This is a genomic window from Megasphaera sp. SC8-1 (assembly GCF_024436295.1).
Lineage (GTDB): Bacteria > Bacillota > Negativicutes > Veillonellales > Megasphaeraceae > Megasphaera > Megasphaera elsdenii.
Map to the genome: position 1 here is coordinate 11,914 of NZ_JANFQH010000023.1, position 23,224 is coordinate 35,137.

Here is a 23,224-nt window from a genome sequence, read left to right on the forward strand (position 1 = left end):
TTATAATGTCATTATTATACCATAATCAAAAGGGGGCAGGTAGTGGCCAGGCGCATCCATTCGTGATATAATATAACATCAGTTAATTTTTTGTGAAAGGAAGGCCGGGAAAATGGAAGAACGAGCCTGTCAGCTATTGACAGCTTTAGAAGATGCAGGCTTTGAAGCCTATGTCGTCGGCGGTGCTGTGCGCGACCTGCTCATGGGGAAAGAGCCGCATGATTACGACATTACCACGTCTGCCCGGCCAGAAGATATACGGGCTGTTGCCGAAAAAGAAGGCTGGCATACGGTTGAAATCCATGGCGAAGCCTTCGGCATCGTCGTCGTCGTCATCGCCGGACAGACTTTTGAAGTCGCCACCTTCCGCGGCGAAGCCTATGGAGAAGACAGCCACCGTCCCGATAAGGTCTGGTATGCCGATACCCTGCGTGAAGACGTCCTGCGCCGCGACTTCACGGTCAATGCCATGGCCATGGATTGCCGCGGCGATATTTACGACTACGTCGGTGGCCAGAAAGATTTACGCAAGAAGCGGCTGGTCACTGTCGGCGATCCGGTCCGCCGCTTCCAGGAAGATGCCCTGCGGTTGTTCCGGGCCTGCCGCTTTGCTGGCCAGCTCGACTTCATGGCTTCAAAAGAATTGATCCAGGCCATGCCAAAGGCCTTTGGCCGCGTTTCCGGCTTGTCTTTAGAACGAGTCGTCAATGAAATGGACCGCCTCATGGTTACGCCGGCGGCTTACCGGGGGCTGGATATCCTGGTCCGCACCGGTCTCGGTAGCTGTTCGTGCCGACAGAAGGTGAAAGGCTGCTATGAAGCCGTCCCGATCCTGCCGGAATTGAGCCATCTGCCGGAAACGCCGCAGTCGAAGCCTTTCCATCTCTTCGATGCCTGGGTGCATACCTTGGCGACCGTCGCTCATACGCCGCCGGACCTGACTATCCGATATGCGGCGTTATTTCACGATATCGCCAAGGGTCTGCCGGGAATCCGTGGGGTCCATAAGGGCCGTTACACCGATTATGGCCACGATGCCAAAGGAGCGGAACTGGCGGAAGCCATTTTACTGCGCTGGCATAAGAAACCAGCCTTTGCCCAGCGCGTGGCCTGGCTGGTCAAGACGCATATGAAATTCCATTTCTTTGCCAATACGGCCGAAGGCGATGTACAGAAGTGGCTGCGCCATGAAGCCCTCGACGGGCCTTTCCGCCGGACTGAGGAGCTCGTCGAAGCTGTCGGGCAGGCTACGGCCGTTGCCTGTGGTGATATTTTAGGCTGTGGTCATGCCGACGCCAGCACAGAAGGGACGGAATCTTTCGGGGCCTATATGGCCGTACTGGCCCAAGCCATGCCAGTCAGTACCAAAGACCTGCATTACGACCGACGGATTCCCGAGGCTTGCGGCCGTCAGACCGGCGACTGCCTGCGGGTCCTCTTGAAACGGGTCCAGAACCAGGAACTGGTAAATGATGCCGATGTATTGGCCGAAGCAGCCCGGCGCTGGCTGAAGCGTCATGAAGGGGCAGGGCATCATGGATAAGAATGAAAAGACCTTGAAGCATCGCATTTGTATCCGCATGATTATTTGTATGGGTATTTTTGCACTCATCGGAGCGGGCATTGTCAGAAATCTATTCAGGGAACAAGTCATCAATCATGAACTACGTGTAGCAGAAGCCCAGGAGCAGACGCAGGTCGAACGGAACCTGCAATCTCCGCGGGGTATGATCCTCGACCGCAACGGCAAGGTCCTGGCCATCAGCGAGATGTCCAAGTCCCTTTATGCCGACCCGACCATGCTCAACGAGGATCCGGCAGTGGTGGCTGATTTATTGGCACCGTATCTGCGGATTCCCAAAGATGTTATCGAACACCGGTTGAAAGAGGATACGGCCTTTGTCTGGCTCGACCGCCAGATGGACCATGAAAAATATGAAGCCGTTGAATCGATTATTAAAGAAGAAAAATTGCACGGCCTGGCTTTCCGCGATGAAAACCGACGCTTTTATCCGAACGGCTCGATGGCCGCCCAGGTCATCGGCTTTGTCGGCGAAAATGACCATGGCCTGGAAGGCATCGAAATGATGCTGGATGATGAGATCCGCGGCAGCAAGCAGACCTTCCGCCTGCAGACCGATAACCACAACATCCCTGTCTTTTCGTCGGCCTTGAAACGGATCCTGCCTGATAAGGAACGGTCCGTCTGCCTGACCTTGGACAGTACCATTCAGTATGTCGCTGAAAAGGGCCTGGATGGCATCATGTCCCGGAGCCATCCTTTTGGCGCTTCGATCATCGTTATGGATCCTAAGACCGGTGAAATCCTGGCCATGGCCAGCCGGCCTACGTATGATCCGAATGATTACAGCAAGGGCAATAAGGAAGCTTATAAGAACCGGGCCGTCGTCAATGTCTACGAACCGGGGTCGACTTTTAAACCGCTCATGGCCGCAGCGGCCCTGGATTCCGGGAAATGGCACTTAGGGGATATTTATCATGATAAAGGGTCTATCCACGTCGCCGACCGGACGATTTACAACTGGGACCACAAGGGGATGGGCGACGTGACCTTGCGGGAAATCATCATGTATTCCATCAATACCGGCATGGTCCATGTCGCCGTGACGACCGGCGGCAAGACACTGACGAATTATGCCCGCCGTTTTGGCTTTGGTACGATTACGGGCATCGAACTGTCAGGTGAACAGGAAGGCATCTTGTTCGACCCGGATAAGATGTCCATCGTCGATACGGCTACTATGGGGATCGGCCAGAGCATCGCCGTCACGCCCCTCCAGATGGTACAGGCTTTCAGTGCCATCGCCAACGGAGGCCACATGATGAAGCCGTTCCTGGTCAAAGAAATCGACAATCCTGACGGATCCATTTATAAAAAGACAGAACCGAAAGAAGTCGGACAGCCGATTAACGCCGGGACGGCTGAAGCCATCAGTAAGTTCATGGGCGAAGAAGTTTCCATTGGCGGAGGCCAGAGTGCCAAAATCGAAGGCTATCGCTTTGGCGGCAAGACCGGGACGGCTCAGAAGAAGACCGAAGACAGTACGGGGTACGCCGACGGCCAGTATGTCGGCTCCTTTATCGGTTTCGGTCCTTTGGAAGACCCTCGGTTCCTGGTCCTCATCGTCGTCGACGACCCTAAGGGCGTCTATTATGGAGCTCAGGTCGCAGCGCCGGTCTTTAAGGAAATGATGACGGAAATCGTCCGCATGAAGGGGATACGGCCGACAGAAGAGATGAACCAGAAGCCAGTCGGCCCTGTCGTCACGACACCGGCCCGCACCATTCCGCCCGTCCATATTTCCAGCGACGGCGTCCTCATGCCGTCCTTTATCGGCTGGAGTACGAGGGAAGTCAATGACTGGCTCAATGAAGCGGGATTAGGCTTTATCCCCAAGGGGATGGGGAAGGCTATCCAGCAGTCGCCGAAAGCGGGCAGTTATGCGCCGCAGGGCAGCGACGTCACCGTTATTTTCAAACGGAATCCATAGAACAACAGGGGGAACTAGTTATGCAATTACTCAACGGCAAAGAAGTGGCGGCCTTCCATCGCGAACGGGTGGAACGCCGCCTGGCCGATATCCAGGAAGAACTCCATATACAGCCGGAATTGGCTATCATCCTCGTCGGTGAGGATGCACCGTCGGCGATGTATGCCAAGTCCATGCAGAAGACGGCCCGTTCTGTCGGTTTAAAGGCAGAAATCTATCAGGAACCGGCTTCTATCAGCGAGGTGGAACTTTTATCGCTCATAGACAGGCTCAATGAGCAGGAGTCCGTCTTCGGTATCCTGCCGATGATGCCGCTGCCGCGTCATTTGAATAGCCAGCGCATCATCGACTGCATCGATCCGAAGAAAGATGTCGACGGCCTGACTGATGTCAACATCGCTCATCTGTATACGGGACGGCCTGGGTTCGTGCCCTGTACGCCGCGGGCTGTCATTGCCATCCTCGACTATTACCATATTTCCCTGAGTGGGAAGGATGTGGCCATCATCGGCCGCAGCAATGTCGTCGGCAAACCGTTGGCTCAGCTCTGTCTGAACCGCAACGCTACGGTTACCCATTGCCATACGCGCACGAAAGATTTGAAGGCCGTCTGCCGCCGGGCTGATCTGGTCATCGCCGCTGCCGGGAAAGCCGGTTTAGTGACAGGCGATATGATAAAACCAGGCGCTGTAGTCATCGATGTCGGCATCAACCGCGTCGACGGCAAGACCGTCGGCGATGTCGTCTTTGACGAAGTCGCTGCTCAGGCCGGGGCCGTGACGCCTGTGCCGGGCGGTGTTGGCGCCGTGACGACGATGATGGTACTGGAAAACGTCGTCTGCGGCATCGCCCGGACAGAAACCATTTTATAAAAGTGAGGGAGTATAATCTATGCATATCTTAGATAATTTCATGATCCATTATTTACGTCGCTTCGATAAACATTGCTTTACCGTACAACTTCACGACAAGACCTACACCATTGGCGAAGGCCAGCCGTTATTCAACGTTATCATCCACAAAGACATTCCGAAAAAAGATTTGCTGGCGTCGACTTCGCTGGCACTGGGCGAAGCTTACATGCGCAAAGATGTGGAAATCCAAGGTGATTTGTTCACAGCCCTTCGCTGCTTCTTATCCCAGACGAGCCAGTTCTCGCTGGATAAATCCTTGTTCAAACGGATTCTCTATCCGTCGGAATCGAAATCGGCCCAGAAGAAACAGGTTTCGTCCCACTATGACTTGGGCAATGATTTCTATGCTAAATGGCTCGATCCGTCCATGAGCTATTCCTGCGCTTATTTCAAGAACGAAGATGACAGCCTCGAACAGGCTCAGCATAATAAAGTCCACTATATCCTGGAAAAACTCTATCTCAAAGAAGGCATGACCCTCCTCGATATCGGCTGCGGCTGGGGCTATCTGCTCATCGAAGCCGCCAAGAAATATGGCGTCAAAGGTTATGGCTGCACGCTCAGTAAAGAACAGTGGAAAAAAGGCCAGGAACGCATTGAAAAACTGGGACTCCAGGATCTGGTCCAGATCGACCTCGTCGACTATCGCGATCTCGTCGCCGAAGGCCGTCAGTACGACCGCATCGTCAGCGTCGGCATGCTGGAACACGTCGGCCGCTCCAATTATCCGCTGTATATGGAAACGGCCAGCCATCTCCTGAAAGACGGCGGCATGTTCCTCCTCCATTACATCAGCGGCCACGATGAAAGCATTGGCAACCCGTGGATGCGTAAATACATCTTCCCGGGCGGAACTTTGCCGTCGCTCCGTGAAATCGTCAGCCTCGCTTATGATGATGAATTCCAGGTCATCGACGTCGAAAGCCTGCGCCGCCACTACTATAAGACCCTCATGTGCTGGTTCAATAACTTCCAGAACGTCCGCGATGAAGTCATCGCTGCCCGCGGGGAAGAATTTGCCCGCATGTGGGACCTCTATCTCTGCGGCTGCGCCGTATCCTTCTACATCGGCAACATCGACATCCATCAGATCCTCATGACCAAAGGCACCAAGAACGACCTGCCCATGACTCGTTGGTACTAATGTAGGGAAGTCATGTAGGGGACGCCCAGAGGGCGTCCCGCAGTTCGCGTCCCGCAGTTCGCAGGGGCGTCCCGCGGCTCCCCTGATAGGGGAGCTGGCCGCCGAAGGCGGTCTGAGAGGTTGCTCATCCACTACAAACTTAATACTCAAAAAGAGGCTGTCGCACATGCGACAGCCTCTTTTTTGTAAACTGACCACGTACCCATAGGCGGGCCTCCCAGCCACGGCTGTCCGTTTTGGCAGCCGTCCTGTGCCTCCCGTTGGTCGGCACCTGACGGGCCAAAAAGGCTTGGGACGGCCCCTACGAACCACGAGCCACGAGCCACTCTTTCTTCTATATACGCGTAAAACGTATAACCAAAGCTATGTCAATGATAAAATAGCATGAGCACTATGCTTGACTTTTATAGCTATAACGGCTATACTAAAAGTACAAAAAGCGTTAAACGTTATACGAGTCCGGATGAATTTACTTGAATCGCAGAAAAGGGGAGTGTCTCTTATGATTAAACAAATCGTGAAAACCTTAGACGGCAACGAAGCTACGGCTGATGTTGCTTATAACTTTACAGAAGTCGCTACGATTTATCCGATTACGCCGTCGTCTCCGATGGCAGAACACGTCGACGTCTGGTCGGCGAACGGCCGCAAGAACCTCTTCGGCCAGCCTGTTAAATTAGTTGAAATGCAGTCCGAAGCCGGTGCTATCGGTGCCGTCCATGGCGCATCGGAAACAGGCAGCCTCTGTTCATCCTTTACGGCTTCACAGGGCCTGATGCTGATGATTCCGGTCATGCACCGCCTGTCGGGCGAATTGAAACCGGTCGTCCTGCACATCGCCGCCCGTACCGTCGGGACTCACACCATGTCCATCTTCGGTGACCATTCCGACGTCATGGGCTGTCGTAACACGGGCTGGGCGATGCTCTGCAGTGCCAGCGTCCAGGAATGTGCCGACCTGGCAGCCGTTGCCCATCTGTCGACCATCAAAGGTCGCGTGCCGTTCATGCACTTCTTTGATGGTTTCCGTACGTCTCACGAAATCCAGAAAATCAAGATGCTGCCGGCTGAAGAACTGGGCAAGCTCATCGACCGCGATGCCCTTTATCATTTCAAACACACCGGCCTGAACCCGGAACATCCGGTCATGCGCAGTACCGTTACCAACCCGGACATGTTCTTCCAGTCCCGTGAAGCCAATAACCCCTGGTATCAGCGCCTGCCCTACATTGTCCAGAACTACATGGACCAGATCAGCGAACTGACGGGTCGTCCGTACCACCTTTTCGATTACTACGGCGCTCCTGACGCAGAACACGTCGTCATCGCCATGGGCTCTGTCACCGGTGCCATTCAGGAAACGATTGACAAGCTCTGCAAAGAAGGTAAGAAAGTCGGCTTCATCCAAGTTCATCTCTATCGTCCGTTCTCGCTGGAACACTTCATGAAGGCTATGCCTGACACGGTCCGCACGATTACCGTCATGGACCGCACGAAGGAACCGGGCGCTTTAGGCGAACCGCTTTACGAAGATGTCTGCGCGGCTATATCCCACGTCAAACAGGACGTCACTGTCCTGGCCTGCCGTTATGGCTTGTCGTCGAAAGACGTGCCGCCGGCATCGATTAACGCCGTCTTCACCAATATGGACTCGCTCCAGCCGAAGAACCATTTCACGCTGGGCATCATCGACGACGTTACTCACCATTCCCTGGCCGACGTACCTATCACGGTCGACACGGAAGGGACCATCAGCTGCAAGTTCTGGGGCTTTGGTTCGGACGGTACGGTTGGCGCCAACAAGAACTCCATCAAGATTATCGGCGACAACACGGATATGTATGTCCAGGCTTACTTTGAATACGATACCAAGAAATCCGGCGGCGTCACCAAGTCGCACCTGCGCTTTGGCAAGAAGCCGATCCGGGCCACCTATTATATCAAATCGGCGGACTTCCTGGCCTGCCATAAACAGGCCTACATGGGCACTTACGATATTGTCAGTGAAATCAAGGATGGCGGCATCTTCCTGCTCAACTGCAGCTGGGATAAAGACGACGTCGCCAACCACCTCAGCAATAAAGTGAAACGCCAGCTCGCCTCCAAGCACGTCCGCTTCTATATCATCAATGCGACTAAGATCGCTGAAGAAATCGGTCTGGGAAGCAATCGCACTAATACAGTATTGCAGGCAGCTTTCTTCAAATTGGCTAACATCCTGCCCATCGACGATGCTGTGAAATACATGAAAGACGCCATTGCCAAGACCTATCTGGCCAAAGGTGAACAAGTCATCGCCATGAACCAGGCTGCTGTCGACCGCGGCATTTCGGATATCGTCGAAGTCACCGTACCGGAAGAATGGAAAGATTTACCGTCCGACCCGGTCGTCGAAGATACCCGCGATATTCCGGACTTCATCAAGAAAGTCGTCGAACCGGCTAACCTGCAGCTCGGTGATACCATTCCAGTCAGTGAATTTGTGCCCTATGCCGACGGGTCTTACCCCTTGGGCACGACGAAATATGAAAAACGCGGCATCGCATCGACCGTTCCTGAATGGGACCTGGAAAAATGCGTCCAGTGTAACCGCTGCTCCTTGGTCTGCCCGCACGCTGCCATCCGTCCGTACTTGGTAACGGCTGATGAAAAAGCAAAAGCTCCGGCTGACTTCAAGACCAAGAAAGCCATTGGCAAGGGCTTGGAAGATTATGAATTCCGCATCCAGGTTTCGCCGCTCGATTGCTACAGCTGCAGTGCCTGCGTCAATGCCTGCCCGGCTAAGGCCCTGACGATGAAACCGCTGGAAACGCAGCGTCATGAAAGCGCCGACTGGGATTATGCCCAGACACTCCCTGAAAAACATACGACCCTCGATAAATTCTCCGTCAAAGGCAGCCAGTTCCATCAGCCGCTCCTCGAATTCAACGGCGCATGTGCAGGTTGTACGGAAACGGCATACATGAAGATCCTGACTCAGCTCTTCGGGCCGCGTATGATCGTCGCCAACGCTACGGGCTGTACCCAGGCTTGGGGCTCGGCAATGCCCAGTATCCCGTATACGACGAACTGCGAAGGCTTCGGGCCGGCTTGGTCGAACTCGGTCTTCGAAGATAACGCTGAATTCGCCCTCGGCATGTCCCTGTCCATGGAACAGCAACGCGATGCCATCCGCATCAAATCGGAAGAACTCATGGACTTGACAGACGGTGCCCTCCACGACGCCATCAAAGCCTGGATCGATTCCATCGGCGTCGCCAACGAAGGCGAAGTCACAGAAGGCATCAGCCGGACGTACATCAAAGAATTGATGGCCGCTCACCTCACAGGCCGAGCTGCGGATTTGCAGAAAGAAATCCTGGCTCATAAAGAACACATCATCAAGAAGACCATCTGGATGTATGGCGGTGACGGCTGGGCTTACGATATCGGCTACGGCGGCCTGGACCACGTCCTGGCTATGAATGCCAACGTCAACATCATGCTCGTCGACACGGAAGTTTACTCCAACACAGGCGGTCAGTCGTCGAAAGCTACGCCAATCGGGGCTGTCGCTCAGTTCGCTGCATCGGGCCGCAAGTTCAATAAGAAAGACTTGGGCCGTCTGCTCATGACCTATGGCCATATCTACATCGCCCAGGTCGCCCTTGGTGCGGACCCGAACCAGCTCATCAAAGCCATCAAAGAAGCAGAAGCCTACAATGGCCCGTCTATCATCATCGCCTATGCACCGTGCATCAACCACGGTATCAAAGGCGGCATGGGCAATGCTCAGCACGAAATGAAACGCGCCGTAGACTGCGGTTACTGGCACCTCTATCGCTATAACCCGCTGCTCAAAGAAGAAGGCAAGAACCCCTTCATCCTCGACTCCAAAGAACCGCAGCAGTCGTTCCGCGAATACCTCATGGGCGAAACAAGATACGCCGCCTTGACGAGAACCTTCCCGGACATCGCCGAAGAACTCTTTGCTAAGGCTGAAGAATTTGCTAAGAAGAAATATGAAACCTATAAGGAATTGGCTGATAAATAAGTAAAACACGCTAATGCCATATACACACCCGGAAACAGGGCTGCCGAAAAGGCGGCCCTGTTTTCGTATACTCGGACTCAGATGCGGCAAAGCCGCGACAGACTCAAAAGAAGGACATCGTCTCGTGAACCAAGCCTCCCCTCATAGGGGAGGTGGCCGTCAGGCCGGAGAGGTTGCAGTTCACTAATATCTATCGATGATTAAAAAGCAACCTCTCAGTCAGCTGGCGCTGACAGCTCTCCTATGAGGAGAGCCATGGGGCAAGCCTCCCCTTATAGGGGAGGTGGCCGTCAGGCCGGAGAGGTTGCGGTTTACCAATATCTATCGATAATAAAAAGCAACCTCTCAGTCAGCTGGCGCTGACAGCTCTCCTATGAGGAGAGCCGTGGGGAAAGCCTCCCCTCATAGGGGAGGTGGCCGTCAGGCCGGAGAGGCTGCAGTTCACTAATATCTATCGATGATAAAAAGCAACCTCTCAGTCAGCTGGCGCTGACAGCTCTCCTATGAGGAGAGCCGTGGGGAAAGCCTCCCCTTATAGGGGAGGTGGCCGCCAGGCCGGAGAGGTTGCAGTTCAATATATTTTACAAGGAGGTTCTATGAAAACGCTTCCCTATTCTAAAGAAAATATATCATTTGCCCGTTCATTAAGGAAAAATATGACCAAAGAAGAACGTCACTTATGGTATGATTTTTTACGGACGTATCCAGTGAAATTTTATAAACAACGACGAATTGGTAATTATATTGCCGATTTCTATTGCAAAGAAGCAGGGCTCATCATTGAATTAGATGGTGGGCAACACTACGATGAAGCCGGTATGGAGTCAGATCAAGAACGGACAGCCGTATTAGAATCCTATGGATTGACGGTCATCCGTTTTACCAATTTAGATATCCATAAAAATTTTAGAGGAGTTTGCCAAACTATTCATCAATACGTCAATGAGCATAAAGGATGTTCCTGGTGATAAAAAAGCAACCTCTCAGTCAGCTGGCGCTGACAGCTCTCCTATGAGGAGAGCCGTGGGGAAAGCCTCCCCTCATAGGGGAGGTGGCCGTCAGGCCGGAGAGGTTGCGGTTTACCAATATCTATCGATGATAAAAAGCAACCTCGCAGTCAGCCTGCACTGACAGCTCTCCTATGAGGAGAGCCATGGGACAAGTCTCCCCTTATAGGGGAGGTGGCCGCCAGGCCGGAGAGGTTGCAGTTCACTAATATCTATCGATGATAAAAAGCAACCTTTCAGTCAGCCTGCGCTGACAGCTCTCCTATGAGGAGAGCCATGGAAAAGCCTCCCCTTATAGGGGAGGTGGCCGCCAGGCCGGAGAGGTTGCAGTTTACCAATATCTATCGATGATAAAAAGCAACCTCGCAGTCAGCCTGCGCTGACAGCTCTCCTATGAGGAGAGCCATGGGGCAAGCCTCCCCTTATAGGGGAGGTGGCCGCCAGGCCGGAGAGGTTGTCTTTCAAATCCTCCATTTTTTATGATACAATAAAAGAAAAAAGCAGGTGATAGTGTGAAGAGAATATGGCTCATCCGTCATGGCGAAAGTATTGCCAATGCCGGCGAAGCGACGCAGGATCATCGCAATATTCCCTTGTCGGAACTAGGCCTCAAGCAGGCCCAGTCGCTGGCCTTACAGATTCCCCGGCGGCCGGACCTGATTGTCACGTCGCCTTATCTTCGGGCGCAGCAGACGGCGATGTGTACGATCGGGCGGTTTCCCGATACGGTGACGGGAATTTGGGATTGCGTCCATGAATTTGTATATTTAGCACCGGCCACGTGTGTCGGGACGACGTCGCAGCAGCGGCGGCCGCGGGTCATCAATTATTGGCGCAAACTCGACCCGGATTACATCGACGGCGAAGGTGCCGAAAGCTATCGCCAGCTCATCGGGCGCATCGAACGGACTTTGTCGTTGCTGCAGCGGCGGCCAGAGCAATTCATCCTGGTCTTTACGCACGCCCAGTTTATCCGCAACCTGCTCTTGGTCTACGAAAATCCTGGCAGGCCGGTAGAAGAATACATGGCTGCTTTTCGCCGCAGCCGCCCGGTCCATAACGGGCAGATTGTGGAAATTACGATGTAAAGGAAGGGGATTTATTATGGAATTACAATACGGACCGAATAAAATCTGGATGGAAAATGAAGCAGGGACGGTCGTGGCTGAAGTGGATTTCGTCGAACGAAACGACGGCAATTACGACATCGTCCATACCTTCGTCGACGACAGCCTGCGAGGCCAAGGTGCTGCAGCCAAACTCGTCAAGGCTGCAGCCGATGAAATCCGGCGGCGCCATAAAAAAACGGCTACCAGTTGTTCCTATGCTGACGCCTGGTTCCGCCGCCATAAAGACGAACAGGATTTACTTGGCTAATCAGGACGAAAATCCACTTGATTTATCTAAATGCGGGCAGGATACTCCGACCTCTTAGGTCGAAGAGGAATGCCCGCCTCATCTCACTTTCTTATTAACTAGGATTTCAGCAAAAACTATGTTACAATATTTTTGATGAAGTAATATACACTTTAGAAAGGCAGGTGAGAATATATCCGACCTAACCAAAACGATAAAACTTCGCATACATGTTACTCCTGAACAGGAAGTATTGCTCCGTCAAATGATGGAACAATACCGTCAGGCTTGCAACTTCGTGTCTCAATACATCTTCGACAATCAGTTCGACTTGACTTACCAAAGCCTCAACAAGAAACTGTATAGTGACCTTCGTGGCTTGTTCGGCTTGAAGTTTCAATTAGCCCAGTCTTCTATCAAGACGACGATTGCCAGATACAAGACAGTAAAACAACAGCTCTTCCAAAATCCTTATAGATATAAGGATGAGGATGGCCGCTGGCAACGCATCCCTAAGACTTTGGAATGGCTCTGGAACCCCGTATTCTTTCGCCGGCCGCAGGCTGACTTAGTCCGCAACCGGGACTACAGCTTCGTTGATGACGGGCAAGTCCTGTCCATCAATACACTCGGAAAAAGAACCAAATGTACCTTCGAAGGCGAACATTTCGCTGGATACCTTAATGTTTCCTATCAACTCGGTACTGCCAAACTGGTCGAACTGAAAGGGAGATGGTATCTGCATATCCCTGTTACCAAAGCGGTCGAAGCTTTCCAGAAGGAGTGCGTCCGCCATGTTGTCGGCATCGACCGTGGACTTCGTTTCCTTGCAGTCAGCTATGACGAACAAGGCAAGACGAAGTTCGTCTCTGGTAAAAAGATTGCCACCAAACGCCATAAATTCCAAGAAGTACGGAAACAGCTTCAGGCCAAAGGGACAAAATCAGCGAAGCGCAAACTCAAAGCCATTTCTGGGCGAGAGAACCGTTGGATGTCTGATGTGAATCATCAGATTTCTAAGACACTCGTACAGAAATACGGCAAGGATACGCTTTTCGTGCTTGAGGAACTTGCTGGCGTCAGCTTCGAGGAAAGCAATCTTTCCAGAACCGCGAAACAGAACTACGATTTGCGGAGCTGGAGTTTTTACCAGTTGGAGCAGTTCTTGACATACAAGGCTCACGAGAACCGTTCGGAAGTCCTGAAAGTGTCTGCGAAGTACACCTCCCAGCGTTGCCCGAAATGCGGTATTATCCGCAAGGCGAACCGCGACCAATAAGCACCTGTATAGTTGTCAGTGCGGATACAAATCCAACGACGACCGTATTGGAGCTATGAATATCCAGCTTCTCGGGACTATGTGGATTTCTGGGGACACCCATCCTCGATATGAACGAGTAACAACTACCTTGGAGTAAACTCCTTCTCATAAATTTCAGCGTATCAGATTCACTATCAGGCTTCAAGGGGATGATCTTACAGCGGATTTAAATGTCGGCTTATGACTAACGATATAGTTATACTGGGTTGTAGTTTGTAGAAGAGGGCTTTAAATTAAAAAACTTTCACTAAAAACTACAAACTGCAAACTTAATACTCAAAAAGGCGCTAAAAGGCGCTGTCTTCATGCGACAGCGCTTTTTTTCTTACTGAAGAACTTTCACCCGTTCTTCGATGGGGATTTTTACGATAGGTTTTGGTGGTTCTGTGGGATGGCCGAAGGGCATCTGAGCGATGAGCTGCCATTCTTTGGGGACGCCAGTCAGTTTCTTGACTTCGTCGTCGATGAGGGGGTTGTAGTGCTGGAGGTTGACGCCGAGTCCCAAATCGGTCAGGGCGGTCCAAACGGCGAACTGCATCATGCCGTTGGCCTGCTGGGCCCAGATGGGGAAGTTCTTGGCGTAGAGCGGGAACTGAGCGGCCATGTTGTCGACGATGGGCGTATCGTCGAAGTAGAGGACCGTGCCATAGGCTGCGGCGAAGGAGTTGATTTTGGCTTCCGTTGTAGCGAAATTGGCTGGCGGGACAATCTTGCGGAGTGTATCCATGGTGATTTTCCAGATGGCATCGTGCGTTTCGCCAAAGGCGATGACGGCTTTGCCGGACTGCATGTTGAAGGCCGATGGCACTTCGCGGATGACATCCTGTATGGTCTGGATGATAGTTTCCTGAGGAATCGTGACGTCTTTGCTGAGGGTGTAGTTCGTGCGCCGGTTGGTGACGGCTGTGGTGAAATGGGTCATGAGAGCACCTCCTGAATTTATCTGCATATTATTAATTGATATTAATTATTATTTATTGTTTAAAGTATAGCATAGTGAAGAAAACAAGTCAAGAATCATATTTCCCTTGACAATGAGGCTTTTTTTATGATATCATTTATACATTGCGTAAGCAAAATTTAATTTCTTGAATTACTAATATGAGGTGATGTAGAAAATGGCAACGAGGAGAGACCCGCGTTTTAAGGAATGTCGCCGGTTCGGAGTTAATGTGTACGGACACCCTAAGGCATTAAAACGCGTACGTAAAGATCAGCGTCAGAAAAAAATGTCTGAATATGGCACACAGTTATTGGAAAAACAGAAACTTCGCGCATACTACAATTTGCTCGAACGTCAGTTTGTCCGTTATTATGATAAAGCCAAGAAGATGGAAGGCGTTACTGGCCAGAACATGCTGAAATTGCTGGAATGCCGTTTGGATAACCTGGTATATCGTATCGGTTTTGCAAACTCCATCCGCCAGGCACGTCAGATGGTCAACCACGGCCACATCCTGGTCAATGGCAAACGCTGCGACATCCCGTCGGCACACGTTAAAGTTGGTTCCGTTATCGCTTTGAAAGAAGCTTCCCGCTCCAACGAAATGTACAAAAAATCTTTCCAGGAATTGAAGACTTTCGATGTACCGTACATTGAAAAGAACTTCGACGGCTTCGAAGGCACACTGACCCGTATGCCCGAACGCGACGAAATTCCGGTAGAAATCAACGAAACACTGATCGTCGAATTGTACTCCAAATAAGAGATGTTTGATGATAACAAAAGAGGCTGTCGCATTAAGACAGCCTCTTTTTGAGTATCAAGTTTGTAGTTTTTAGTTTGCAGCAAATGGTAAAAAAATTAAAACCAGCTTCTACAAACTACAAACTCCGTACTACAAACTATAAAGTAAAAGGGACTATCGCATGATGATACAAACCTTCATGCGATAGTCCTTTTTTGATGTTAAAGGCAACCTCTCGGACCGCCTTCGGCGGCCAGCTCCCCTATAATGGGAGCCTTTCGTCAAATATTCATGCCACGAGTCACGAACCACTAGCCACGAGCCACAAAACTACCGGCTTTCGGAGAAGTCCAGGCCTTTGTCGGTGGCATAGTACGTGCCTGGTTTTTCACCGGCTTCTACGTAGCCTTTTTGCACTAAGTCGTCGATGAGGGTCAGGTCCGGCTTTTCTGGGGCAAACATTTCTTCCGGTGTCCCTTCTTCGCGTTCGACAGCTGCGATGAGGGCGGCTTCTTTGTCGTCTGTCGTCGGCGCTTCTTTTATATAGGCCAAATCTGGCAGGAACATGGGGTATTCTTTATGGGCTGTGAGGAAGAAGCGGCCGATGGCGATGGCCTGGCTCAAGAGGTTGCCTTCTTCCGTTTCGATGTCCATTTCATCGCAGATGACGTCGAGCTGGTTCGACGGGAAGTGATAGAGCTTCTTGGCGACTTCCAGCGTATCGGCATAGCGGAACGCCGGGGCATCGATGCCGTAGATGTGCAGGGCGTGGGTCAGGCAGCCCATGACGAACGGCGCGTTGTGGGCGACCAGGGTCTGTCCTTCGATGAGGTTTTTCAGGCCGGCCTGCCAATATTCGCCGAACTCATCGGCCTTCGAGAGTTCATCCCAGTGGTAGCGGTCTTTCACGGCGGACAAGTTATTTTCTGGCGGACGGACGTAGAAATAGCGGGTATCCTTCAGTTCGCCGTGGTCAAATTCAGCCAGGGCCAGGAGACAGATGGAATAAGGCTGCTCATTGGCCAGTTCCAGGGCGACGGCTGTGAAGTGCTGCGGGAAGCGGCGCAGTTTCCCCTTTTCTTCGATAGGGTATTTATAATAGCCATCGTCGGGCTTGATGTCGTACTGGTGCAGGTTTTCGACCTTGACATGTTCCTTCTTGGCCAGTTCTTCTTGAACTTTGGCTTTGCGCCGCCGTTTGCGCAGGGCCGACGTGAGGGAGTAGAGGACGGCGGCGATGAAGACGAGGGTGACGATCGTCGTGATGATGTGGATCAGGGAATCCATGAAATATCAAATCCTTTTCAATAATTTTGAGAGCCTATTCTTGGAAAAAGTTCATGTCATAACAGGTACGGAAGGCGCGGTTAGCGGCATGGCCGTTGACTGACAGGCGGTCTGTCGTCTTGACTTCCGGATTGGGCAGGGCTGAAGTGGACAGGACATTGCCCTGCAAGTCATAACTGACGTCGCCGAGGGTCTGGGTCTTTACGGTCTGGGCTTTAAAATTGTAGAAGAAATTGTTATCATAACCTTGGACCGTATTGTTGGCATAATCATAGGTCACGACAGTAGCCCGGATGATATAGTACGGCGGATCGTAGCGGACGGACTGAATGGTGTTCATGTCGATATACGATTCGGTCGTGTCGTTGTGACCGACTTGGACGAAGCGGGGATTATCGTCGAGAAAGGTAGCCGATGCCATAAAGCTGAACAGGCAGGCGAAGGTAACGGCCAGGGTTGCGATTTTTTTTAACATAAGATTACTTCCTTTCTGGCTGCCTTGTTTACAAGAGGGGCAGCCGTAGTTTATATTTATATTATATAAGAATTGCCAGACATTACAAGAACATATATTTTTCAAGTAGGACTTTTGCCCTTTCAGGTCGAATAGTATAATTATAAGAGGTGATCATATTGGATGTGATATATATTGGTTTGCCATTTTTCTTTTGGCAGGAAGACGAGTCGGAGCACGGCCTCGATGTTCACGTGACGGAAGGTTTTCAGAAACTGGATTTCCACGTGTATCCCCTCAATGCCGGCGACGATGCGGAGGAAATCTGTTCCGCCTATAATTGGCATACGTCTTTTGTCGATGAAGAGGCCGATATGGCCCCGTCAGAAGAATTTATTTCAGAGCACGTCTTGTGGGACGACTTCCGCCTGCTGTACATTTCGGCAGCGGCGGCTACTTCCGACGATGAGTACACGCAGTTCGTCTGCCATACGGCAGAACAGGCTAAAGAGAGCGGCCTCGTCGTCGCAGCCGAAGTCGTGGACTGCGATTTCGATGAAGATGACCCATACCCCTGGCGGGATAAGGCGACGGTCCTCTGGTCCCGCAGCGAAATCCTGCCATCAGGCGGCCCGGCCTGTGCCGTGCGCCTGGCCCTGGGGGACGGCATCACCGTTGCCAGTCAGGACGGGGAACGGTCCTATGAGGCTCAGGTCGTCAGTGAATGTTTCATCCCTGCGTTCTTACAAGGATTACTGGAAGGGCGCGATCCCTTTTCTATCATAGAATCTTATGTGTCTTAAGTTAGGAGGTTATTCATCTTGAATAGTAAAAAAATGGAAGAACATCCCTTGCGGGCGGCGATTCTCACGATCAGCAACAGCCGCAGCTTTTCCGACGATACGAACGGCCTGCTCATTCAGTCGGCTTTGGCCAACTACGGCCATCAGGTCGTCGACTATCAGATTGTCAAAGATGACAAGGCCGAAATCGAACGCCATCTCCATGAATGGGTCTGCAGCGTCGACCTGGTCATCACCAGCGGCGGTACGGGCCTGGCCAAGCGCGACGTGACCATCGAAACGGTGGAACCCCTGTTCGATAAGAAAATTCCGGCCTTCCAGTCGATGATGACGTATTTTGCCTATCGCCGGGCCTGCGGTGTCCAGGCCATGGCCTACCGGACGACGGCTGGCATCATCCACCAGTGCCAGGTCTACTGCCTGCCGGGACTGCCGAGCCTCATCAAGATCGGTATGGAAAAAGTCATTTTGCCGGAAGTCTTTCATTTGTATTCGGAAATCAAGAAGTAAATGGAAACATCTAACATCATCCTTGTCACCGGCGGGGCGCGGAGTGGTAAAAGCGCCTTTGCCGAACGCTATGCTGCCGCCCTTCCCGGGCGGCATGCTTATGTGGCGACAGCCCGCATCTTCGATGAAGAAATGGCCCGGCGCATCGCCGCCCACCGCCGGCGCCGGCCGTCATCGTGGCAGACCTGGGAAATCCCGGAAGACCTGCCGGGGACGATGGAACGGTTGTGCCGGTCGTCAGATGTGGTCCTCGTCGACTGCCTGACTCTTTATTTTTCTAATTATCTCTTTGCTCACGACGGTGAAGCCGATGAAGTCCTCATCGACGGGGCCCTGGCTGAACTGAAAACTGTCATGGCCGCCTTTCGCCAGGCTGGCGTGACGGCTATCTTCGTCACCAACGAGCTGGGCTGCGGCATCGTTCCCATGGAGCATGTGAGCCGTTTGTACCGCGACCTCATCGGCAAGATCAATCAGGCTGCGGCAGCCGAAGCCGATGAAGTCTATTTGTCTGTCTGCGGGATTACGACGGAGCTGAAACAGCGGGCTGTCCGTCTGCCGGAGGTGAAACGATGAAAGCTTTTCTCATTGCCTTGCAGTTCTTATCGCGTATCCACCTGGCCTCGCAGAGCGTCTGGCGCGATGAGGACTTTGGCCGGTCTGTCTTGTTCTTTCCCGTCGTCGGCTTGATCATCGGCTTACTCCTGGCGGCGCTCTACGGAGCGTCGTCTTTCCTTTTCGACGCTTTTGGCCGGTCGGCCCTGGTCGTCGCCTTCTGGTTCTACCTGACCGGCGGACTCCACGCCGATGGCTATATGGATACGGCGGACGGCCTCTTTTCCGGCCGCAGCCGCGAACGGATGCTGGAAATCCTCAAGGACAGCCGCGTCGGTGCCGGCGGCGTAACGGCCTTCGTCTTCCTGGTCCTCCTGAAAGTGGCTTTCCTCAGCCAGCTGACGCCAGACGCAGCCCTGCCGGCCCTCATCGGGATCCCGGCAGCAGCCCGCTTCGGGACGCTGATCAGCATCTTCCAGTTTCCCTATGCCCGACAGCAAGGGCTGGGGAAGGCTTTCGTCACCTATGCGCCAGCCCATACCGTAGCGAAAGCTTTCGTACTGGCCCTGGTGCCGGCTTTCCTTTGCGGGCCTTTTTACCTGGGCCTGTTAGGGGCGGCCATGCTGTTGTCCTTGTGGGCTAATTTCCATATCAGCCGCAAACTGGGTGGCGTGACGGGCGATACGTATGGTGCCGTCCTCGAAGGCAGCGAAATGGCCCTGCTACTGGTGACGGCTGTCGGTAGCAGGCTGGCCGATTTCTTGCTATAATGAAAGGGCACGAAGGTTGAACCACTTATAGGAAAATACACGGAGGAACACGATGATAAAATTATATTTAGCACGTCATGGCGAAACAGCAGGTAATGTCCAGCAGTGGTACCAGGGGTCGACTGATGTACCCCTCAATGAACATGGACTGGAACAGGCGAAATGCCTGGGAGAATTTTTCCGCCATGTCCATCTCGACGCCGTCTACAGCAGCACGCTCCAGCGCGCCAAGACGACGGCCGAATGTGTAGCCGCGCCGCACCATTTGGACGTCATCGCTTATGACGAACTGAAGGAAGCTGATTTCGGCGTCTGGGAAGGCCATACATACCAGGAAATCACGACCCAGTGGCCGGGTGAACTGGAAGCGGTCTATGCTTCGGACGGGACCTTGCCGGCCCGGGGCGGTGAATCGTTCTGCCAGGTCCGCGACCGGACACTGAAGAAGACACGGGAAATCTTGTCGCATCACAAAGATGGCGACAGCGTCTTCATGGTATCCCACGGGGCGGCGATCCGCTGCCTGCTCTTTGGCCTGCTGGGCCTCGATATGAAGCGTATCTGGTGCTTCCAGCAGTTCAACACGGCTTTTAACATCATCGAATATTATGGCGACCGCAATGTCATGACCCTCATGAACTGCACGCAGCATCTGGAAGGCCTGACGGGGTATCAGCCCCAGTGGGACAAGATGCCGTCGCTCTAAGGAGGTATTATGGCAAAGACTATGCGCCTCGATAAGCTTCTGGGCCATACGGGCTGGGGGACGCGGCGGGAACTGAAGGAATTGTGCAAAGGCGGCCATGTGACTATGAATGGTACCGTCTGCCTCGACAGCAGCCAGAAAGTCGACCCGGCAGCTGATGTGATTGCCGTCGACGGTCAAATCGTGGGCTACGAAGAACATATCTATCTCATGCTCTATAAGCCGGCCGGCGTCGTATCGGCGACGGAAGACAACGTGTCGCCGACGGTCATCGGCCTCTTGCCGCGCCAGTATCAGGGCGCCGGCCTGTTCCCGGTCGGCCGCCTCGATAAGGATACGACAGGCCTCCTGCTCATCACCAACGACGGGACCTGGGCCCATGGCATTACGTCGCCCAAGAAGCACATGGACAAGATATACGATGCCGTCGTCGAAGGCGATATCCCACCTGATATGGGCCAGCGCTTTGCCGATGGCATCGTCCTTGACGATGGCCTGCACTGCCTGCCGGCCAAGGCCGTCCAGACCGGCCCCCGGTCCCTTACGGTCGTTGTCCAGGAAGGAAAGTTCCATCAGGTCAAGCGCATGTGTGCTGCCGTCGGCCTGAAGGTCGTCCAGCTGCACCGCCGCTCCGTCGGCAGCGTCGTCCTCGATGAAGGTTTGGAGCCGGGCCAGTTCCGCCCGCTGACCGATGAGGAGCGGGAAGCCTTGAAAGGACGGGGGCGGTGATTTGCAATTCCACCTTTTCAGCAGGCGGAAAATATGGTATTATAAAATATGATTGAATTAATATAGGGTGATACTATGATAGAACAACGAATTGCCCGCCTGCGCGCTTTCCTGCAAGAACACGATGCAGACGGCGTCATTATCGTCCAGCCGGAAAATCTGCGTTATTTCAGTGCCTTTACAGGCGGTGAAGGCGCACTGGTCATTGGCCTGGATCAGGCTGTATTGTGGACTGATTCCCGTTATACGGAACAGGCTGCCAACCAGTCCGGAACCTGGTACGATATCAAAAACCACCACAATGCCTTATCGTCATCCATCCGCTCGTCCTTGAACGACATGGAAATCGGCGTGGCAGGTTATGAAGAAAATTTCCTGACTCATTTCATGTACGAAAATATTTCCGATGGAGCTTTATGCGGCTTCCTGCCCTGTGATTTGACCAGTCTGCGGGCTGTGAAGGAACCGTATGAGCTGAAGGCGACGCGCAAGGCCAGCAATATTGCCGACCGGGCCTTTGCCGATTTATTGCCGTACATCAAGCCTGGCGTCACGGAAAAGGAACTGGCTGCCCGCCTGGAAAGCAATATGCTGCTTCTCGGGTCGGAAGAAAAGTCCTTTACGACTATCGTCGCCTCAGGCAGGCGTTCGGCCATGCCTCACGGTACGGCCAGCCCGAAAGTCATCGAAGCCGGTGATTTTGTTACCTTCGATTTCGGTGCTGTCTGGGAAGGCTACCATTCGGACATCACCCGGACTGTCGTCGTCGGCAAGGCGTCGCAGGCCCAGAAGGATTTCTATAATCTCATCCTGGAAGGGCAGAAGCTGGGCGTATCCCTCGTCAAGGCCGGCGTTTCCCGCCGCGAAGTCGATTTTGCCGTGCGCAATTACTTCGCCCGCTATCACGTCAGCCAGTATTTCACTCATTCCCTGGGCCACGGTACGGGCCTGGAAATCCATGAACAACCGGTCCTGTCGCCGAAATCGACAGGCGTACTCGAAGAGAATATGATAGTCACGGTAGAACCGGGACTGTACATAGAAGGCAAGTTCGGCGTCCGCATTGAGGATTCCGTTGCCGTTACAGCCAACGGCTGTGAAATTTTAACCAAAACACCCAAAGAATTGATGGAGCTGTTATAGGAGGAGTTTACACATGATTACAAGTAATGATTTCAGACCAGGCGTAACTATCGAAATCGACGGCCAGGTATGGCAGGTCGTTGAATTCCAGCACGTAAAACCGGGCAAGGGCGCTGCTTTCGTCCGCGCTAAGATTAAGAACCTCGAAACGGGCGCTGTTGTCGAACGTACCTGGAATGCTGGCGAAAAAGTACAGGACGGCCACGTTGACCGCCGCCAGATGCAGTACCTCTATGAAAATGAAGGCATGTACTGTTTCATGGATAACGAAACATACGAACAGATCGAATTGAACAAAGACAACCTCGGCGACGCTGTCCATTTCCTGAAAGAAGAAATGAACGTTTCCGTCATGATGTTCAAAGGCAAAGTCATCGGCATCGATCTCCCGGCTGCTGTTGAACTGAAAGTCGTTGAAACCGATCCGGGTGTCCGCGGTGATACAGCGACAGGCGGCAGCAAACCGGCCAAACTGGAAACGGGCTATGTCGTCAAAGTACCGCTCTTTATCAATGAAGGCGAAGTTCTCCAGATCGACACGAGAACCGGCCAGTATATCGGCAGAGCATAAGGTATCCAAGGGGCTTCGCACGTGCGACAGCCCCTTTTGTGGACTAAAGGGGTGATTCCCATGGAAACAACTGAAGTGAATGAATGGGGAAGTATCCATATTTCCCAGCGCGTCATTGCATCCATTGCGGCCCTGACCGCGGCCAAAGCGGCTTATGTCGCCGACTTGGGAATGAATATTGCCGAAGCGGCGGCCGAGAAATTAGGACGTACCTTGCCGGGGCGCGGCGTCGATGTCACCATCGAGGGCCAGCGCATCGAGCTGACGGTCCGCCTGGTCATCCGCTATGGCTGCCGTATTCCCGACGTAGCCCTGGAAGTGCAGAAGTCCGTCAAGGATGCCGTCGAAAAGGCGACGGCCTGCACGGTTACGGCGGTCCACATCATTGTACAGCAGTTGGTTTTCGAGGAGGATCGTCACGATGGATGAAGAACAGGATTTTGCCTATGCCGTCAGTGAAAAGGCCCTGCGCCATATCGCCGAGACGGCCGGCCGCGAGGTACCGGGCGTCGTCGCCATCCGCAGCCGCAGCGTATCGGTCGCAGGCGGTATCGTCCGTGTCCATCTGGCTGTCCGTGCCCGTTATGGCGGAGATTTGCACCATCTGGCCTTAGCTGTCCAGCAGCGGGCAGCCGCTGTGATTGAAGAGATGGCTGAACCGGAGGGACTCGATATTTCCGTCACCATTGAAGACCTGGCCTTTCCGCCAGCTGAATAAGTT

General features: G+C 53.0%; 23 protein-coding genes. 20 read left to right on the forward strand and 3 right to left on the reverse strand.

From position 1 onward, the window contains the following. Positions 1-112 precede the first annotated feature (112 nt). The 9 genes from NOS26_RS06540 (at position 113) to NOS26_RS06580 (ending at position 13,245) form a co-directional block, all read left to right on the forward strand. A complete protein-coding gene (locus NOS26_RS06540) occupies positions 113-1,543 on the forward strand; it encodes a CCA tRNA nucleotidyltransferase (RefSeq protein ID WP_255917443.1) in 1,431 nt (476 codons plus the stop codon). Further along, positions 1,536-3,512, forward strand: a complete 1,977-nt coding sequence (locus tag NOS26_RS06545) for a penicillin-binding protein (RefSeq protein ID WP_014015940.1) — start codon at positions 1,536-1,538, stop codon at positions 3,510-3,512. The genes NOS26_RS06540 and NOS26_RS06545 overlap by 8 nt, the downstream gene beginning before the upstream one ends. A 20-nt stretch (positions 3,513-3,532) precedes the next feature. Beyond that, entirely contained in the window at positions 3,533-4,384 is an 852-nt protein-coding gene (locus NOS26_RS06550) for a bifunctional 5,10-methylenetetrahydrofolate dehydrogenase/5,10-methenyltetrahydrofolate cyclohydrolase (RefSeq protein ID WP_255917444.1), read from the forward strand. A 19-nt stretch (positions 4,385-4,403) separates the two neighbouring features. Further along, the gene (locus tag NOS26_RS06555; RefSeq protein ID WP_014015942.1) at positions 4,404-5,570 is read left to right on the forward strand and encodes a class I SAM-dependent methyltransferase; all 1,167 of its coding nucleotides are present in this window, start codon (positions 4,404-4,406) and stop codon (positions 5,568-5,570) included. Positions 5,571-6,072: 502 nt separating this feature from the next. Further along, a complete protein-coding gene (nifJ, locus tag NOS26_RS06560) occupies positions 6,073-9,603 on the forward strand; it encodes a pyruvate:ferredoxin (flavodoxin) oxidoreductase (protein WP_255917446.1) in 3,531 nt (1,176 codons plus the stop codon). A 596-nt stretch (positions 9,604-10,199) separates the two neighbouring features. Further along, on the forward strand, positions 10,200-10,571 hold the full coding sequence (locus NOS26_RS06565; protein ID WP_022498314.1) for an endonuclease domain-containing protein: 372 nt from the start codon (positions 10,200-10,202) through the stop codon (positions 10,569-10,571). Between the two features lie 551 nt (positions 10,572-11,122). Next, positions 11,123-11,698 (forward strand): histidine phosphatase family protein, encoded by a 576-nt coding sequence (locus NOS26_RS06570; RefSeq protein ID WP_014015945.1) that lies wholly within the window; start codon positions 11,123-11,125, stop codon positions 11,696-11,698. Positions 11,699-11,714: 16 nt separating this feature from the next. Then, entirely contained in the window at positions 11,715-11,987 is a 273-nt protein-coding gene (locus NOS26_RS06575; RefSeq protein ID WP_014015946.1) for a GNAT family N-acetyltransferase, read from the forward strand. A gap of 232 nt (positions 11,988-12,219) precedes the next feature. Continuing rightward, entirely contained in the window at positions 12,220-13,245 is a 1,026-nt protein-coding gene (locus NOS26_RS06580; protein WP_255917448.1) for a transposase, read from the forward strand. A 367-nt stretch (positions 13,246-13,612) separates the two neighbouring features. Here the strand turns inward: NOS26_RS06580 and NOS26_RS06585 are convergent, their stop codons facing one another. Next, a complete protein-coding gene (locus NOS26_RS06585) occupies positions 13,613-14,209 on the reverse strand; it encodes a nitroreductase family protein (protein WP_255917449.1) in 597 nt (198 codons plus the stop codon). Between the two features lie 196 nt (positions 14,210-14,405). Between NOS26_RS06585 and rpsD the strand changes: the two genes are divergently transcribed. Then, on the forward strand, positions 14,406-14,993 hold the full coding sequence (gene rpsD / locus NOS26_RS06590) for a 30S ribosomal protein S4 (RefSeq protein ID WP_014015950.1): 588 nt from the start codon (positions 14,406-14,408) through the stop codon (positions 14,991-14,993). Between the two features lie 312 nt (positions 14,994-15,305). Here rpsD and NOS26_RS06595 read toward each other — a convergent pair whose 3' ends face one another. Next, on the reverse strand, positions 15,306-16,262 hold the full coding sequence (locus NOS26_RS06595) for an exonuclease domain-containing protein (protein ID WP_255917450.1): 957 nt from the start codon (positions 16,260-16,262) through the stop codon (positions 15,306-15,308). 34 nt (positions 16,263-16,296) lie between these two features. Next, positions 16,297-16,737: a hypothetical protein gene (locus NOS26_RS06600; protein ID WP_022498319.1), complete on the reverse strand. Its 441-nt coding sequence runs from the start codon at positions 16,735-16,737 to the stop codon at positions 16,297-16,299. Between the two features lie 179 nt (positions 16,738-16,916). Here NOS26_RS06600 and NOS26_RS06605 point away from each other — a divergent pair, with 179 nt between their 5' ends. The 10 genes from NOS26_RS06605 to NOS26_RS06650 all read left to right on the forward strand — a co-directional run bounded on the left by NOS26_RS06605 (position 16,917) and on the right by NOS26_RS06650 (position 23,221). After that, positions 16,917-17,519, forward strand: coding sequence for a hypothetical protein (locus NOS26_RS06605; protein WP_255917451.1), 603 nt, complete (start codon positions 16,917-16,919; stop codon positions 17,517-17,519). A gap of 18 nt (positions 17,520-17,537) precedes the next feature. Beyond that, positions 17,538-18,029, forward strand: coding sequence for a molybdenum cofactor biosynthesis protein B (locus NOS26_RS06610; RefSeq protein ID WP_014015954.1), 492 nt, complete (start codon positions 17,538-17,540; stop codon positions 18,027-18,029). Further along, positions 18,030-18,605 (forward strand): bifunctional adenosylcobinamide kinase/adenosylcobinamide-phosphate guanylyltransferase, encoded by a 576-nt coding sequence (gene cobU / locus NOS26_RS06615; RefSeq protein WP_014015955.1) that lies wholly within the window; start codon positions 18,030-18,032, stop codon positions 18,603-18,605. Next, positions 18,602-19,354: an adenosylcobinamide-GDP ribazoletransferase gene (cobS, locus tag NOS26_RS06620; RefSeq protein ID WP_014015956.1), complete on the forward strand. Its 753-nt coding sequence runs from the start codon at positions 18,602-18,604 to the stop codon at positions 19,352-19,354. Before cobU ends, cobS begins: the two co-directional genes overlap by 4 nt. Before the next feature lie 52 nt (positions 19,355-19,406). Continuing rightward, positions 19,407-20,060, forward strand: a complete 654-nt coding sequence (locus NOS26_RS06625) for a histidine phosphatase family protein (protein WP_074786848.1) — start codon at positions 19,407-19,409, stop codon at positions 20,058-20,060. Between the two features lie 9 nt (positions 20,061-20,069). After that, on the forward strand, positions 20,070-20,789 hold the full coding sequence (locus tag NOS26_RS06630) for a pseudouridine synthase (protein ID WP_255917452.1): 720 nt from the start codon (positions 20,070-20,072) through the stop codon (positions 20,787-20,789). Positions 20,790-20,864: 75 nt separating this feature from the next. Next, positions 20,865-21,932, forward strand: coding sequence for a Xaa-Pro peptidase family protein (locus NOS26_RS06635; protein ID WP_022498322.1), 1,068 nt, complete (start codon positions 20,865-20,867; stop codon positions 21,930-21,932). A 13-nt stretch (positions 21,933-21,945) separates the two neighbouring features. Continuing rightward, on the forward strand, positions 21,946-22,503 hold the full coding sequence (gene efp, locus NOS26_RS06640) for an elongation factor P (protein ID WP_014015960.1): 558 nt from the start codon (positions 21,946-21,948) through the stop codon (positions 22,501-22,503). A 60-nt stretch (positions 22,504-22,563) separates the two neighbouring features. Beyond that, positions 22,564-22,932: an Asp23/Gls24 family envelope stress response protein gene (locus NOS26_RS06645; protein ID WP_014015961.1), complete on the forward strand. Its 369-nt coding sequence runs from the start codon at positions 22,564-22,566 to the stop codon at positions 22,930-22,932. Continuing rightward, the gene (locus NOS26_RS06650; protein ID WP_014015962.1) at positions 22,925-23,221 is read left to right on the forward strand and encodes a hypothetical protein; all 297 of its coding nucleotides are present in this window, start codon (positions 22,925-22,927) and stop codon (positions 23,219-23,221) included. Before NOS26_RS06645 ends, NOS26_RS06650 begins: the two co-directional genes overlap by 8 nt. The last annotated feature ends 3 nt before the right edge of the window (positions 23,222-23,224 follow it).